14 protein-coding genes are annotated in these 14,142 nt (G+C 70.2%); 8 read left to right on the forward strand and 6 right to left on the reverse strand.

Annotated elements, in window-relative coordinates; translation table 11 throughout:
* Positions 1 to 30: 30 nt before the first annotated feature.
* From DEJ09_RS10330 to DEJ09_RS10355, 6 genes are all read left to right on the forward strand, one after another.
* Positions 31 to 966 carry a carbohydrate ABC transporter permease gene (locus DEJ09_RS10330; protein WP_027464914.1) on the forward strand — a complete coding sequence of 312 codons (936 nt, stop codon included), beginning with the start codon at positions 31 to 33 and terminating at the stop codon, positions 964 to 966.
* A complete protein-coding gene (locus tag DEJ09_RS10335) occupies positions 963 to 4,004 on the forward strand; it encodes a glycoside hydrolase family 2 TIM barrel-domain containing protein (RefSeq protein ID WP_111088484.1) in 3,042 nt (1,013 codons plus the stop codon). The genes DEJ09_RS10330 and DEJ09_RS10335 overlap by 4 nt, the downstream gene beginning before the upstream one ends.
* Before the next feature lie 268 nt (positions 4,005 to 4,272).
* Positions 4,273 to 4,623, forward strand: coding sequence for an SdpI family protein (locus DEJ09_RS10340; protein WP_181433335.1), 351 nt, complete (start codon positions 4,273 to 4,275; stop codon positions 4,621 to 4,623).
* 92 nt (positions 4,624 to 4,715) lie between these two features.
* On the forward strand, positions 4,716 to 5,390 hold the full coding sequence (locus DEJ09_RS10345) for a hypothetical protein (protein ID WP_111039405.1): 675 nt from the start codon (positions 4,716 to 4,718) through the stop codon (positions 5,388 to 5,390).
* 63 nt (positions 5,391 to 5,453) lie between these two features.
* Complete coding sequence (locus DEJ09_RS10350; protein ID WP_111039404.1) at positions 5,454 to 5,966, forward strand: SdpA family antimicrobial peptide system protein; 513 nt, start codon at positions 5,454 to 5,456, stop codon at positions 5,964 to 5,966.
* Positions 5,967 to 6,052: 86 nt separating this feature from the next.
* Positions 6,053 to 6,949, forward strand: a complete 897-nt coding sequence (locus tag DEJ09_RS10355; RefSeq protein WP_146245703.1) for a hypothetical protein — start codon at positions 6,053 to 6,055, stop codon at positions 6,947 to 6,949.
* Positions 6,950 to 6,998: 49 nt separating this feature from the next.
* Here DEJ09_RS10355 and DEJ09_RS10360 read toward each other — a convergent pair whose 3' ends face one another.
* The gene (locus tag DEJ09_RS10360) at positions 6,999 to 7,424 is read right to left on the reverse strand and encodes a DUF3151 domain-containing protein (protein ID WP_111088490.1); all 426 of its coding nucleotides are present in this window, start codon (positions 7,422 to 7,424) and stop codon (positions 6,999 to 7,001) included.
* A 273-nt stretch (positions 7,425 to 7,697) separates the two neighbouring features.
* On the opposite strand from DEJ09_RS10360, the gene DEJ09_RS10365 reads away from it, so the two are divergent.
* Positions 7,698 to 9,269: an ABC-F family ATP-binding cassette domain-containing protein gene (locus DEJ09_RS10365; protein WP_111088492.1), complete on the forward strand. Its 1,572-nt coding sequence runs from the start codon at positions 7,698 to 7,700 to the stop codon at positions 9,267 to 9,269.
* Positions 9,270 to 9,287: 18 nt separating this feature from the next.
* Here the strand turns inward: DEJ09_RS10365 and DEJ09_RS10370 are convergent, their stop codons facing one another.
* The 4 genes from DEJ09_RS10370 to DEJ09_RS10385 form a co-directional block, all read right to left on the reverse strand.
* A complete protein-coding gene (locus DEJ09_RS10370) occupies positions 9,288 to 9,983 on the reverse strand; it encodes an SDR family oxidoreductase (protein WP_111088494.1) in 696 nt (231 codons plus the stop codon).
* A gap of 10 nt (positions 9,984 to 9,993) precedes the next feature.
* On the reverse strand, positions 9,994 to 10,485 hold the full coding sequence (locus DEJ09_RS10375) for a VTT domain-containing protein (protein WP_027464919.1): 492 nt from the start codon (positions 10,483 to 10,485) through the stop codon (positions 9,994 to 9,996).
* Between the two features lie 61 nt (positions 10,486 to 10,546).
* Positions 10,547 to 11,578, reverse strand: coding sequence for a YihY/virulence factor BrkB family protein (locus tag DEJ09_RS10380; protein ID WP_111039398.1), 1,032 nt, complete (start codon positions 11,576 to 11,578; stop codon positions 10,547 to 10,549).
* Between the two features lie 4 nt (positions 11,579 to 11,582).
* Complete coding sequence (locus tag DEJ09_RS10385) at positions 11,583 to 12,098, reverse strand: hypothetical protein (RefSeq protein ID WP_111039397.1); 516 nt, start codon at positions 12,096 to 12,098, stop codon at positions 11,583 to 11,585.
* Between the two features lie 63 nt (positions 12,099 to 12,161).
* Between DEJ09_RS10385 and DEJ09_RS10390 the strand changes: the two genes are divergently transcribed.
* Positions 12,162 to 12,902, forward strand: a complete 741-nt coding sequence (locus tag DEJ09_RS10390; RefSeq protein ID WP_111088496.1) for an MBL fold metallo-hydrolase — start codon at positions 12,162 to 12,164, stop codon at positions 12,900 to 12,902.
* Between the two features lie 167 nt (positions 12,903 to 13,069).
* Here DEJ09_RS10390 and DEJ09_RS10395 read toward each other — a convergent pair whose 3' ends face one another.
* The gene (locus tag DEJ09_RS10395) at positions 13,070 to 14,113 is read right to left on the reverse strand and encodes a Gfo/Idh/MocA family protein (RefSeq protein ID WP_027464923.1); all 1,044 of its coding nucleotides are present in this window, start codon (positions 14,111 to 14,113) and stop codon (positions 13,070 to 13,072) included.
* Positions 14,114 to 14,142: the final 29 nt, after the last annotated feature.

The raw sequence follows: 14,142 nt of genomic DNA on the forward strand, positions 1-14,142 counted from the left end.
TCGCGTCGCGACCACCGAAGGGACTGACCGATGACCAGCGAAGCCATCGAAGCGCCGGCCACGGCGAAGACCGCCGTCCCCGTGGACACCACGTCGATCTCGGCGCACCAGCGACGGAAGCTCGACCGGTCCCCACGCTCGCAGATCGTGGTGACGGGGATCCTCGTCGTCGTCGCGCTGTACTTCATCGTCCCGCTGTACTGGGTCGTCATCGCCGCGACGAAGACCACGGGCGCGCTGTTCTCGACCAACGGGTTCTGGTTCGGCGGCGAGTTCGCGCTCTGGAGCAACCTGCAGCAGGTGTTCACCTACGACGGCGGCATCTTCGTCCGGTGGATCGCGAACAGCATCCTGTACTCCGGCGTCGGTGCCGTCCTGGCGACCTACTTCGCCGCGGCCGGCGGGTACGCGCTGGCGAAGTACGACTTCCGGGGGCGCCAGTTCGTGTTCGGCACGATCCTCGGCGGCGTGCTCGTGCCGGGGACCGCGACCGCACTGCCGCTGTTCCTGCTGTTCTCGTCGATGGGCCTGACCGACACGTACTGGAGCGTGCTCATCCCGAGCCTGGTGTCACCGTTCGGGCTGTTCCTGTGCCGGGTGTACGCCGCCGCGTCGGTGGACACCACCCTGCTCGAACAGGCACGCATCGACGGGGCCGGCGAACTGCGGATCTTCCACACCGTGGTGCTCCGGCAGATGACCCCGGCGCTCGTCACCGTGTTCCTGTTCCAGGTGGTCGGGATCTGGAACAACTTCTTCCTGCCGCTCATCATGCTGGCAGACCAGAAGCTGTACCCGATAACACTGGGTCTGAACAACTGGCGCTCGCAGGTCGACCGCCTGCCGGAGTTCTACCAGCTCACCACCGGCGGGGTGCTCGTCTCGGTCATCCCGCTCGTCATCGCCATCATCGTCCTCCAGCGCTTCTGGCGTGGAGGCCTCACGGAAGGATCGGTCAAGGGTTGACCCACTCCGCACTCTCGTCCACCGCACCCGGCTCCGACTCGCGGCTGGCACCCCGTGCCTGGCTGCACACCGACGCCCCGTCCCTGTCGCTGAACGGGGACTGGCGGTTCCGGTGGTCGCCCGTCGCCTCGGTCTCCGAGGACTTCGCGACCGAGGGTGGGGAGGACGACGACCCGGCCTGGGGCGAGCTCCCGGTGCCGTCGCACTGGGTGCTGCACGGGCACGGCGCACCGAGCTACACGAACCTGCAGTACCCGTTCCCGATCGACCCGCCGCACCCGCCGGAGGAGAACCCGACCGGTGACCACCGCCGCACGTTCGAGCTGCCGTCGTCGTTCGACGGTGCCGGCCGGGTGCTGCTGCGGTTCGACGGGGTCGAGTCGCACTTCCGGGTGTGGCTGAACGGGACGCTCGTGGGGTGGTCGACGGGCTCGCGCCTGGCGACCGAGTTCGACGTCACAGAGCTGGTGCGCCCGGGGGCGAACGAACTCGCGGTCCGGGTGCACCAGTGGTCGGCGGCGTCCTACCTGGAGGACCAGGACCAGTGGTGGCTGCCCGGCATCTTCCGTGACGTCACCCTGCTCGCCCGGCCCACGGCACCGATCGACGACGCGTTCGTGCGCGCCGGTTGGCGGGCGACGCTCGGCACGGCTGCCTCGTCCGGCACCGCGGCGTCGGGACGGCCGGAGACGGGGACTGGGACGATCACGTTCCCGACGCTCGACGCGGTGTTCCCGGTGCGGTTCGCGGTGCCCGACCTGGGCGTCGACGTCACCTGGGCCACGGCGGACGACGTCGCGCCGATCGAGGTCGAGGGCGTCGAGCCGTGGAGTGCCGAGCTGCCGAAGCTCTACGACGCGATGCTGTCGACCGGTTCCGCGGCGGCCGGCGCGGGCGCCTCGGGCGGTGAGACGGTGTCGCTCCGACTCGGGTTCCGCACCGTGTCGATCGTCGGCGACCGGTTCCTGGTGAACGGCGAGCGTGTGGTGTTCCACGGCGTGAACCGGCACGAGACCCACCCCGTGCGCGGCCGGGTGTTCGACGAGGAGCACGCCCGCGCCGACATGGCGCTGATGAAGCGGAACAACGTCAACGCCATCCGCACCTCGCACTACCCGCCGCACCCCCGCGTGCTCGACCTGGCCGACGAGCTCGGGTTCTGGGTGATCCTGGAGTGCGACCTGGAGACCCACGGGTTCCTGTTCACCGACTGGGTCGGCAACCCCTCCGACGACCCGGCGTGGGCCGAGGCCTACCTCGACCGCATCGCCCGCACCGTCGAGCGCGACAAGAACCACGCATCGATCGTGATGTGGTCGCTCGGCAACGAGTCGGGCACCGGCCGGAACCTCGCGGCGATGTCGCAGTGGGTGCACGACCGCGACGCCGAGCGCCCCGTGCACTACGAGGGCGACTACACGGGCGAGTACACCGACGTCTACTCGCGGATGTACCCGACGCTGCAGGAGACCGAGTCGATCGGCGGTGGCACCCCGACGCCCCTGCTCGGCTGCGGCCCGGCCGAGGCCGCACGGCAGCGGTCGAAGCCCTTCATCCACTGCGAGTACGTGCACGCGATGGGCAACGGCCCGGGGCAGATCGCCGAGTACGAGGCCCTGGTCGACCGGTACCCGCGGCTGCACGGCGGGTTCGTGTGGGAGTGGCGGGACCACGGCCTGCTCGCGAAGACGCCCACGGGCGAGGACTACTACGCGTACGGCGGGGACTTCGGCGAGGTCGTGCACGATGGCAACTTCGTGATGGACGGCCTGGTGCTGCCCGACGACACCCCGACACCGGGGCTCGCCGAGTTCGCCGCCGTCGTGGCCCCGATCCGGCTCGCGGTCTCGGACACCACGGTGCTGGTCGAGAACCGGTACCACTCGGCCTCGACCGCCGGGCTCCGGCTGTGCTGGACCCTGTCGCGGAACGGCGTCGTCGAAGCCTCGGGGCGCCTGTCCACGGGCATCGTCGCCGCCCGTGAGTCCGCGACGATCCCGGTGCCCTCCGAGGTGCTCGACGCGGCCACGTCCGAACTCGCACCCGGCGACGAGCTCTGGTTCGACCTGACCGTGGAACTGGCGGGGCCGACCGCGTGGGCGGACACCGGCCACGTCGTCGCACGCACCCAGCGGCTCGTCGCGGCGCGCGCGGCGGACGCACCACGGCCCTCCCGGCAGGGGTGGGATGGCGACCGACTCGGTGACGGCACCTTCAGCGCCCGCGGCGACCTGGTGTCCTGGAAGGGCCACGAGGTCGCCGGGCCCCGCCTCGAGCTCTGGCGTGCACCGACCGACAACGACAGCCTGGCGTCACAGGGCGGCTACGAGACCGCGGACCCGGTGCTCACGCACGGTGTCGGCGATCCGACCGCTCCCCCGTCGGCGTCGCGCTGGCGCGACCGAGGGCTGGACCGGCTGACGCACCGGCTGGTGTCGGTGTCGCGGACCGACTCCGGTCTGGAGCAGCGCGTCCGCGTGGCGGCGGCGAACAGTGGGTGGGGCCTCGAGGTCACGCACCGCTGGACCCTGACGTCCGACGGACTCGTGCTGCAGACCGACGCCGTGCCGTTCGGCGCCTGGGACGTCACGTGGCCGCGGATCGGGGTGCGGTTCGACCTGCCGGCATCGCTGGCGGATGCGGACGCGACCTGGTTCGGGACCGGACCGCTGGAGTCGTACGCCGATTCCTCGCACGCTGCCCGTGTCGGCCGGTTCACCGCTCCGGTGCGCTCGCTCGGGGTGGAGTACTCGCGGCCGCAGGAGACCGGGCACCGGCCTGACCTGCGGGAGCTGTCCGTCGGGCCGTTCACCGTGTCGACGGTCGGGTCGCACCGTGCGGGGTTCACCCTGTCGCCGTGGACCGCGCAGCAGATCGACCGCGCCGAGCACCCGTACGAGCTGCCGACGTCGGACCACCTGTACCTGTACCTCGACGCCGCGCAGCACGGGCTCGGCAGCCGGGCGTGCGGGCTCGACGTGCTGCCGGAGCACCAGCTCTGGCCGCAGGCGTTCAGTTGGAGCGTGCTGCTGGGCTAGGCGGTCACGCGCAAAACACCGGTGTTCGCACGTTGCACACCCGCGTCCCGCGGCGTGCGGTGCGAGCACCGGTGTTTTGTGTGCGCAGCGGATAGCCCACCAATCCATTGGGGCCGTTGGCGCTTCCCGTGTGCCGCGCTCCTGCAAGAGCGCTCCGTTGACGCAACCTCCTCCGATCGAAGCACAGCGAGGCAGCTGCTCAATGCCGCATGCACAAAGGGGTTCATTCGCTCTTGACACAGGTGACATTCTACGTTTCAGTACTCATATGCTTCTCTCCGGCTTGGCCCTCTTTGCTAGCGCGTCGGTAATCACCGTCGTCGCCGAGCTGACTGCGCGCGGCATCGTCGGGCCGAACGGTGGCGCTGGAATCCGCATCGCTTCCGTGATGCGGTCCAAAGCTGCTTGGCAGGTCGGCCACCGTGCGGCCCGAAGGTGGCTCCACTCCGGTGCTGCAGCGTTGGCCGGCTCCGGGGTCCTGGACATCGTGGCACCCAGTCGCGTTGCTGACACGTACCTCCCCATCGGGATGGCGCTCGCAGTTTGCTTCCTCATCGTCGGTGCCGTTGTCGCCCATCGCGCCGCCCGGCTGGTTGAAGCCAACAGAGATGACGACTGAACTGACGCTTCGAAACGACCCGCAGCCGGACCACTTGATTCGCCGCCGCTGAAGACCAACAGCACGACCCACCAACTCACAAAGGGGTAGCCATGAAGTTGATCACCACCGCAGTCACACTCACCGCAGTGATCGCCTTGGGGAGCGTGACAGCCGCACACGCGGACCAGCGCGATGTGTTCTCCGATGAGCAGATCGTCCGAGGCTTGGTCTTCGGCCAGGGTGAATTCGCCGACCGCATCAACACCAGGGTCGAACTTCCCGAGGATCTCGACGAATCCGGACTGAAGAAGTACGACGAGGTGATGGACAACATCGTCACCGACCTGGTCGACAACAGCGCGTACGGAACCGACAGCTCCATCGAAGCCGTGAAGTCCGGAGATCCCTACAAAACGCTGTCGGCCTTCGGTGATCTCCGCGAAGCTTTCGAGAAGTCGCTGCGTTCGCAGTACCCAGAGGTGATCTCAGAGCGATCAGACGCAATGCAACCACGAGTGTGTGGGCCCACTGTGTGCGCTGCGGCACTCGTGGCAGTGATCGCGGTCGGAACGGTTCTCGCCGCGGTCAACTTCAACGTCGCCGGCAACGTCAACATGGTCGTCAATCAAAACGGCTTGTGGTCGAACAACGGGGTGTTCGGTTCACGGTCAACTCCACGCGTCGACGGAAACCTCCCCTCCCCCGATCCCGCCCGAATCGTGGAGCAGTACCCCCACCTGAACGAGTCCGAGGTCGCCGCACGAGTGGCGACGGTCTTCGCGTAGAACGTGAGTGCGCAGCGGTCGAAGATCGCGCTCGGAATCGCCGTTCTCGCCGTAGCAGGAGCCATGATCCTGACGCTCGCGTCGTTCGCCGGCAACAAGGTGTCACAGACCGTGAGCGATCCGACAGGACGGCAACTTTCAGGACAGCCCGCCGCCCAACTGTTCCGACAAGGATGGGGCTTCTTCACCCGCGATGCACGCGAAGACATAGTCCGAGTCGCTCATCGGCACGGCAACGAATGGCGGGTAGCGGAGGGCAACGTCACTTCATCGAGGGAGAACTTGTTCGGCTTCTCACGCCGATCCCGGAACTTCGACCAGGACCTGTCGTTCCTGCTCGAAAGCCTGCCTGCCGGCACCCGTTGGACCGACTGCCGGGCACTGAGTGCCCCTGGCTCGTGCTTGACGACGACCGGCCTGCGAAACGCTCCGGTGGTGCGGCTTCACAGTTCATCGGAGTCTCTATGCGGAACGCTGATCCTCACCCGACAACCGCCGATTCCGTTCGCGTTCTCTCGTTTCCGGGTCGCGGCTCCGGGAGCTGTCCTGGCGCTGGAGGTCAGATGCCTCGGCTGAGTCGTCTCTTGGATCGCTGGGGCGATCGAGTGATGATTGCGTGGGGGCGGTCACCCCACGGCTTCCAGCTAACGCTCGCACGCTCGGTGCTGGCCTCGTCGACCTTCCTCGTGCTGCTGCTCAATCCGACTTCAGTGTTGCTACACGATCCTTCACTGGTCGGTACGACACCGTCGTCCTGCACTGGTATCGCTTCGGCAGGTGCGTTCTGCCTTGCACCGGATAACCTCGGCGAACTGGTTCGCTGGCTCCTGGTGGCGATGTGCATCCCCACGCTGCTCGGGGTCATGCCCGCGGTATCGGCTCCTTTGCACGCCTACGCCGCTTTCAGCCTTGCATCGAACACGGTCGGGATCGAGGGAGGCGACTACCTCGAGACCACTGTCAGCGTCGTGCTGGCGGTCGTCTGCTGCACCGATCGACGGTGGAACGGTTGGCGTCCGCGCGATACGGCGCTCCGCCAGCGGCGGAACATCCCGGCCCACGTCCTGTTGCTCGCGCTCAAGCTGCAACTCGCCTACGTGTACCTCGAAGCCGCCACCGTCAAACAAGCCCATCCCATATGGGCAGATGGAAGCGCCTTGTGGTACTGGGTGCAACAACCGAACTTTGGTGCCCGCTCCGAGGTTCGAGAGTTCCTCGAATGGGTTCTGTCACATGGAACCATCCTCCACGCTGCGACGTGGGGGGTCATCGTCACCGAGTACGTTCTCGCTGTCTCAGTGCTCGCCGCCCGACGTCGTACGCCTCGCTTGCTGACGCTCGGTGCCTCCGCGACGCTGCACCTCGTCTTCTCGATGGTTCTCGGACTGGTCACGTTCGAGATCTCGATGCTCGGTTCAATGCTCGTCCTCATGTGGCGCTCAGGGGACGCGATGCCGTGGAAAGTCTTTCGCCTGGCGCGCTCTGGCTCCCATGAGCGAGGTGACGGGAGCTCGCGCCGTGGCCCTTTGGTCCAGTCGACCGAGAAATGGTCCGGCTGATCGCGCGTCTACGACGAGTCGCTGGCGCAGGACGAGTCGCTCCCGCCGCCTACGCGCCGGCGGACAGGGCGCGCAGGGCCTCGGGGGCGCTCGCGTTCAGGAAGTCGGTCAGGCGCTCGGCCTCGCCCGGCTCCTCGATCGCCTCGGCCGCACGCCGCAGGGCGAACAGCGCCCGCAGCACGCCACGGTTGGGCTCGTGCGACCACGGCACCGGACCGACACCGCGCCAGCCGGCCTTGCGCAGGGCATCGAGCCCACGGTGGTACCCGACACGGGCGTACGCGTAGGACTCGAGGGTCGCGCCGCGCGCCCACGCCTCGTCGGCGAGCAACGCCCACGCCAGGCTCGACGACGGGTAGGACACCACCACGCTGGCGACGGGGGCCTCCGCCTCGATCGCGGCGGTCACCTCCGGCTCGGCGGGCAGCAGGGTCTCGGGGTTCGACGACGGGGTCGGCAACAGGTTCTCCGGCATGCCCCCAGCCTGTCATCCCTTGCGGGTGCCCGTGTCACGGGATTACCGTGGAGGTCACCTCGTCGTCATCGCGGGGCCGCCGGGGCGGGAGACCGACCGGCGGAACGGATGGCGGACACGGGGGTCCCCCGACGGAAGCAGACGGATTGCTGTCGATCACCGGTACCGCTCAGCCCACGCGCTGACACCGTGATCGCGCGCCCCGTCGGGCGCTCCACCGCACCGCGGTGGCCTCGGTGTCGTGCGCCCAGCATCGACACCGGGAGACACCCCATGCCCACCAGTCCGTCCGTCGTCCTGCACGACGTCACCTTCGCCTGGCCCGACGGCACCGTCGCGCTCGACCACCTGACCGCCGCTTTCGGACGTGGCCGGACCGGGCTGGTCGGGAGGAACGGGGCCGGCAAGTCCACGCTGGTCCGGCTCGCGACCGGCCGGCTCCACCCCACGTCGGGCAGCATCGCGACGTCGGGTCCCGTCGACCACCTGCCGCAGCGCCTTGCAACGGGGATCGACGACACCGTCGCCGACCTGCTCGGCGTCCGGCCCACACTCACCGCGCTCCGGGCCGTCCTGGCCGGCGACGCCACGGCCGCACAGCTCGAGGCAGTCGGCGACGACTGGGACCTGGAGGAACGGGCCGCCGCGGTGCTCGACCGGGTCGGGCTCGACGGCACCGACCTCGACCGGCCGGTGTCGACGCTGTCCGGCGGGCAGTCGGTGCTCGTCGCCGTCGCCGGGGTTCGGTTGCGCGCCCGGCCGATCGTGTTCCTGGACGAGCCGACGAACAACCTGGACCGCCGGGCCCGCGGGCTGCTCCTCGACCTGGTCGACGACTGGCGCGGCACCCTGGTGCTCGTCAGCCACGACCGGGAACTCCTCGAGCACGTCGACGAGACCGTGGAGCTCCGCGCCGGGTCGATGACGGTCTTCGGCGGGACGTTCAGCGCGTTCGAGGAGCACCTGGCCGTGCAACAGGCGGCCGTCGAGCGCGAGGTCCGCGTCGCCGAACAGCGGCACCGCACCGAGAAGCGGCAGCGCATCGAGGCAGAGACCAAGATCGCCCGACGGGCGAAGGCCGGCGAGAAAGCGGGCCGCTCGATGCCGAAGATCCTGGCGAACGAGCAGCGGAAGAAGGCGCAGGAGACCGCCGGCCGACTGCGCGTCGGGTACGCGGACGACGAAGCCGCCGCACTCGCCACCAAGCGCGAGGCCGAGCTCCGCCTGCGCGACGACGAGTCGATCCACGTCACCCTGCCCGACCCGGACGTGCCGGCATCGCGTCGGATCGCCACCGTGACCGTCCGCGGACGGGACGTCATCGTGCAGGGGCCGGAACGGATCGCCGTCACCGGGGACAACGGCGTCGGCAAGTCCACCCTGCTCGAGCAGCTCGTCGGCGACCCCGCGGCCCGGGAGCACCCGCTGCCCGAGACCGCGGCCGTCGCCCACGTCGACCGCATCGCGTACCTGCCGCAGCGGAAGGACAGCCTGGACGACACCGTCACGGTGCTCGACAACATGCGCCGGGACGCCCCGCACGTGCCCGTCGCCGAGGTCCGCAACCGGCTGGCGAAGTTCCTGGTGCGCGGGGACACCGTCGACCGCCCGGCCGGGGACCTGTCCGGCGGCGAGCGGTTCCGGGTGGCGCTGGCGGCCCTGGTGCTCGCCGACCCGCCGCCGCAGCTGCTCGTGCTCGACGAGCCGACGAACGACCTCGACCTGACGAGCGTCGACCAGCTCGTGGATGCGCTGCGGGCCTACCGGGGAGCACTCGTCGTGGTGAGCCACGACGAGACGTTCCTGGAGCGACTCGACCTCGACGAACGGATCGAGCTGCGGTGACCCGTCGAGGGACGGACGTCAGCGCCGTCGGGTCGGCCGGATCGCGAGCGACTCGACGGTGCCGCGCTCGGGCAGGTCGACGACGGTGCGGACCGCGGCGGCCACGTCTTCGGGTGCCAGGTAGTAGTCGGTGTCGTAGGACTCCCCGAGCTTCGCCACGAGCTGCCGCTGCATGTCCGAGTCGGTCCGGCCCGGGTGCACGCTCGACACCCGCACGCCGTTCGCCCGCTCCTCTTCGCGCAGGGCGTCGGCGAAGGCCCGCAGCGCGAACTTCGACGCCGCGTACACCCCACCACCGGGGCCCGAGTGGAACCCGGAGCCGCTGTTGATCGGCACGACGATGCCGCGCGCCGCCCGCAGTGCCGGCAGCGCCAGCCGGGTGAGCTCGGCGACCGCGAACACGTTCGTCGCGAAGACCTGCTCCCACACAGCGCGCGGGGTGTCGGCGACGGTGGTGCCCTGCTCGACACCGGCCGAGTGCACGAGGACGTCGAGCCGATCCGGCAGCGCGGGGACCTCGCCCGAGCCCAGGTCACCGACGAACGGCGCCGCGCTCGGCAGCTCCTGGACGAGGGCGTCCACGGCGTCGGCGGACCGGCCGCCCACGAGTACGTGGTGGGTGCGGCCGAGGTCGGCGGCGATCGCGCGCCCGATGCCGCGGGTGGCTCCGGTCACCAGGGCGACCGGACGGTTCTGGAGCTGGTCTGTCGTCACGGAGGCCAGCCTACGGAAGCCGGGCCGGGCCTCCTGTGCGGTCGCGGCGACGACGCAGGACCGTCAGCGCGACGCCGGCGACGACCACCAGGCCCACGAGCGCTGCGATGCCCCACGGCGAGCCGGCGAGCGCCGCGACGACCGCCCAGAACACGGCGAGCCCGACGGTCGCGTACAGGAACGCCCATGCCACGCACCCGGGCACCATCGCGATCGTGTACCGCCACCAGGCGACCCGCGCCAGCCCCGCCGCGGCGTTCATCACCGTCTGCAGGCCGACCACGACGAAGCTCACCGTCACGACGGGCAGCCCCCAGCGGTCGAGCAGCGCCGAACCGCGACGGACCGCCGGCGAGCGCAGCCAGCCGCCCCACCGCGATCGGGACGCGCCGGTCACCGCGAGCCGCGCGACCCAGTACGTGGCCTGCGCACGGCAGAACACGATCACGAAGAGCGCGAGGACGAGCCACCGGAACGGGAGCCCCTCGAGGAAGGACGGCACGCTCGCACCGTAGCGCCCCGACCCGGAGAGCGCCCGTCAGCGGTGGTCGGACGAGCCGCGGTCAGTCGTTGTCGACGCCCTGGCGGATGCGGATGCCCTCGAGCACGTCCTGCGCGCGCTTCTCGTCCTGCTTCTCGATCTGGCGGGTGTCGCGCTCGGGGAGCTGGATGTCCTCCTCCGCCCGGATGCCGGCCTGCAGCTCGCGACCCCGCTCGATCTCGGCGTCGAACTCGGCGCCGAAGAGCAGGGCGTTGTTCGTGATCCAGATCCACAGCAGGAACACGATGACCCCACCGAGGGAGCCGTACGTGGCGTTGTAGTTCGAGAAGTTCCCGACGTAGAACCCGAAGCCGACGCTGGCGATGATCCAGATGAGCAGCGCCAGGATCGAGCCGCCGCTGACCCAGGTGAACTTCGGCTGCTTGACGTTCGGCGACCAGTAGTAGAGCACCGCGACGACGATGATCGCGATGACGAGCAGGATCGGCCACTGCACGATCGACAGGACGGTGACGGCCACGTCGCCGAGACCGATGACGTCGCCGAAGCTGCGGGCGAGCGGCGCGCTCACCAGGACCAGCAGACCGACCACGAGCAGGACGACGGTGGTGACGGTCACGCCGAGCATGGTCGGGCGGAGCTTCCAGATCGGGCGGCCCTCGCGGACGTTGTAGATCCGGTTCATGGCACGGCCGAACGCGCCCACGTAGCCGGAGGCCGACCAGAGGGCGCCGAGCAGACCGACGATGAACGTCACCGGCGCAGCGGGCGAGCGGACCAGGCCGTTCACCGGCTCCTTCAGCAGGCTCGCGACGTCACCGCCGCCGACGTTGCGGATCACCTGGAGCAGGGTCTCGATGGTCTTCGCCGGGTCCGACACCAGGCCCAGGATCGACACGACCGCCAGCAGCCCGGGGAACAGCGCGAGCACGGAGTAGTACGTCAGGCTCGCCGCCAGGTCGGTGCACTGGTCGCTCGTGAACTCGCGCAGCGTCTTCTTCAGCGTGTAGACGAGCGTCGGCTTCTTGAGGTCGGTGGGGTTGTCGGGCTTCCGGGCGTCGTCCGGGTCCGGCTTGTGCTCTTCGTGCGCCATGTGACTACCCTCTCGCCTTCAGGGCCTGCTTCGACCGCTTGACCGCCTGCTTGCGGTTCTTGTTCGCCCGTCGCTGCACCGCCGCGATGCCGACCTGCTGCTTCACGCGGGCGCGGTGCGCCGGGTCCTGCTCCAGGGCTTCCTCCGCCGCCTTGGCCCGCGCCTTCCGGCCCTTGCGACCTGCCTGCGCCTGCTCCTTCGCCGAGGGGGCGTCGCCACGCGCGCCGAACGGCAGCAACGCGGTGAAGGCCGAGTTCGCCGGCGGCTGGGCCAGGTGCCCGGCGGGGCGGTTCCGCAGTGCGATGCCGAGGACGATCGCCGCGACACCGGTCAGCCCGGTGATGCCCATCGCCACCAGCGGCGTGGGGTCGCGGTGCCACCGCTGCTTCGTCTTGGCGACCGCGAGCCGCGTCCGGGCGGGCAGGTCCGCGCGTCGCTTCAGCTCCGTCACGGTGTCCGTGATGCCCTCGCGGGTGCGCACGTTGGCGAGTTCGAGCTCGGGCAGACTGTCCTTGGCCATTCCCCATTTCGTACACGTCCCACCCGGGATCGTGCCCAGCAGGCCGCGTCTACCGTGCCGCACATGCTCTTCCGGGACGCCGCCGAGGGGATCCACCGCCTCGAGATCGCACACACCAACACGTACCTCGTCGAGACCGGCGATCGGTTGCTCGTCGTCGACGCGGGGTTGCCCGCCGCATGGCCGCACCTGCAGCTCGCCGTGCACGACCTGGGCTACACGCCCGACCAGGTCGAGGGGCTCCTGCTCACGCACGGGCACTTCGACCACGTCGGCACCGCCGCACGGATGCACCGCGACTGGGGCACACCCGTGTTCGTCCACCCGGGCGATCGACACCTCGCCGCGCACCCGTACTCGTACCGGCCGCAGACGAACCGCTTCGGGTTCGTGGCGCTCCACCCGGGTGGTCTGCGCCCCCTGGGCCGGATGCTGCTGGCCGGTGCGGTCACCGTCGACGGCATTGCGGACACCGAGCCGCTGGAGAGCCGCGCCGACGTGCCGGGCAACCCGTGGATCATCGAGACCCCGGGGCACACCGACGGCCACGTGGCCCTGCACTTCGCCGACCGTGACGCCGTGATCGCCGGGGACGCGCTCGTCACCTTCGACCCGTACACGGGCGGTATCGGACCGCGGATCGTCGCACCCGCGGCGACCTCCGACGTCGACACGGCGGTCGCGTCGCTCGACCGGCTCGCGGACACCGAGGCGAAGCACGTGCTGCCCGGCCACGGGCCGGGCTGGTCGCTCGGCGTGCGGCGGGCCGTCGCGCAGGCGCGGCGGGCGGCCGGCGCCGCCTGACGCGCGACCTGCTCGCGAGTCCACGGGCTCAGCGACACCTCACGCGCGGCGTGACGCGTGGACTGTCGGCGCGCGCGAAAGGTCACCGACGCGGTGGACGCGACCAGAGCCGGCCTGGAGGCGCGGTGCGGGCCCGCCCCGCGCCTCCAGGCCGTGGGTGGGTGCGGTCAGGACGGGACGACGACGTCCTCGGGCAGGCCGGACGCCGCGGAGCGGCCGGCGGCCTCCATCAGCGCGAGGCTCCGCAGGTTGTCACGACCGCTCGTCTCGGGGGCGGGACCGCCCTGCACCGATCGGGCGAACGCCTGCAGCCCGCCCTGGCGGTCGGTGTGCGCGAGCACGGGCAGCTCGACCGGCTCGGCGACGTCGTCCTGCGTGCGGCGGACGGTGACCCGGTCGCCGTCGACCGCGTTCGGCTCACCGTCGCGGCTCGTGAACCAGAGCTCGCCGTCCTCGCCCTCGATGCTCCACTCCCCGGCCCAGGCGGTGCGCGGGCCGCGGCTCAGCCAGCTGCCGCGGTAGTTGACGACCGTGCCGCCGTCGAGCTCGATGATCATCGAGGCGACCGCTTCGTCCTGGTACTTGCTGTACGCGGGGTAGCTGGCCTTGGCGAAGACCCGGACGGCCTCTTGCCCGGTGATCATCCGGAGCAGGTCGAAGTGGTGGATCGCCATGTCGTTGATCATCGCGTGCGGGAACCGGTAGTGCGGGTACGTCTCGGCGGGCTGGTCGTTGTCCCACTGCCGGAAGTCGACGTTGATCGCGGAGACCTCGCCGACGACGTCCGCCTCGAGCATCTCCTGCACGACCCGCGGTGCCGGGTACCAGCGGTAGTTCTGGCTGACCTGCAGCACCAGGCCGAGCTCCTCGGCGCGACGGACCGCGGTGACGGCCTCGTCGGTGGTGTTGGCGAACGGCTTCTCGACCAGGACGTGCTTGCCGGCATCGAGGGCCTCGAGCGCGAGCGGCACGTGCGTCACGGCCGGGGCGGTGATGACGACGGCGTCGGCCTCGACCGCGGCGAGCGCCTCGGTCAGGGACCCGAACGCCGCGGAGGCCGGGAGCCCGAGGTCGGTCCGCACGGCCTCGAGCGTCGGCGCCGACGGGTCGACGATCCCGACCACCTGCACTTCCGACACCTCTGGGATGGCGGTGCGGGCCCAGTTGCCGCCCCACCCTCCGAGACCGACGTGGATGATCCGGACGCTCATGCGCGCACTCCTTCGTGACTGCCGTCGTG

Origin of the sequence: Curtobacterium sp. MCLR17_055, from assembly GCF_003234305.1 — a bacterium.
GTDB classification, from domain to species: Bacteria; Actinomycetota; Actinomycetes; order Actinomycetales; family Microbacteriaceae; genus Curtobacterium; species Curtobacterium flaccumfaciens.

Bases quoted from the DNA above. Each gene is read 5' to 3' on its own strand.
- DEJ09_RS10390 (WP_111088496.1), top strand. From the start codon at position 12,162: ATGCTCTTCCGGGACGCCGCCGAGGGGATCCACCGCCTCGAGATCGCA.
- DEJ09_RS10360 (WP_111088490.1), bottom strand. From the start codon at position 7,424: ATGCCGGAGAACCTGTTGCCGACCCCGTCGTCGAACCCCGAGACCCTG.
- DEJ09_RS10350 (WP_111039404.1), top strand. From the start codon at position 5,454: ATGATCCTGACGCTCGCGTCGTTCGCCGGCAACAAGGTGTCACAGACC.
- DEJ09_RS10385 (WP_111039397.1), bottom strand. From the start codon at position 12,098: ATGGCCAAGGACAGTCTGCCCGAGCTCGAACTCGCCAACGTGCGCACC.
- DEJ09_RS10380 (WP_111039398.1), bottom strand. From the start codon at position 11,578: ATGGCGCACGAAGAGCACAAGCCGGACCCGGACGACGCCCGGAAGCCC.
- DEJ09_RS10345 (WP_111039405.1), top strand. From the start codon at position 4,716: ATGAAGTTGATCACCACCGCAGTCACACTCACCGCAGTGATCGCCTTG.
- DEJ09_RS10330 (WP_027464914.1), top strand. From the start codon at position 31: ATGACCAGCGAAGCCATCGAAGCGCCGGCCACGGCGAAGACCGCCGTC.
- DEJ09_RS10365 (WP_111088492.1), top strand. From the start codon at position 7,698: ATGCCCACCAGTCCGTCCGTCGTCCTGCACGACGTCACCTTCGCCTGG.
- DEJ09_RS10395 (WP_027464923.1), bottom strand. From the start codon at position 14,113: ATGAGCGTCCGGATCATCCACGTCGGTCTCGGAGGGTGGGGCGGCAAC.
- DEJ09_RS10340 (WP_181433335.1), top strand. From the start codon at position 4,273: ATGCTTCTCTCCGGCTTGGCCCTCTTTGCTAGCGCGTCGGTAATCACC.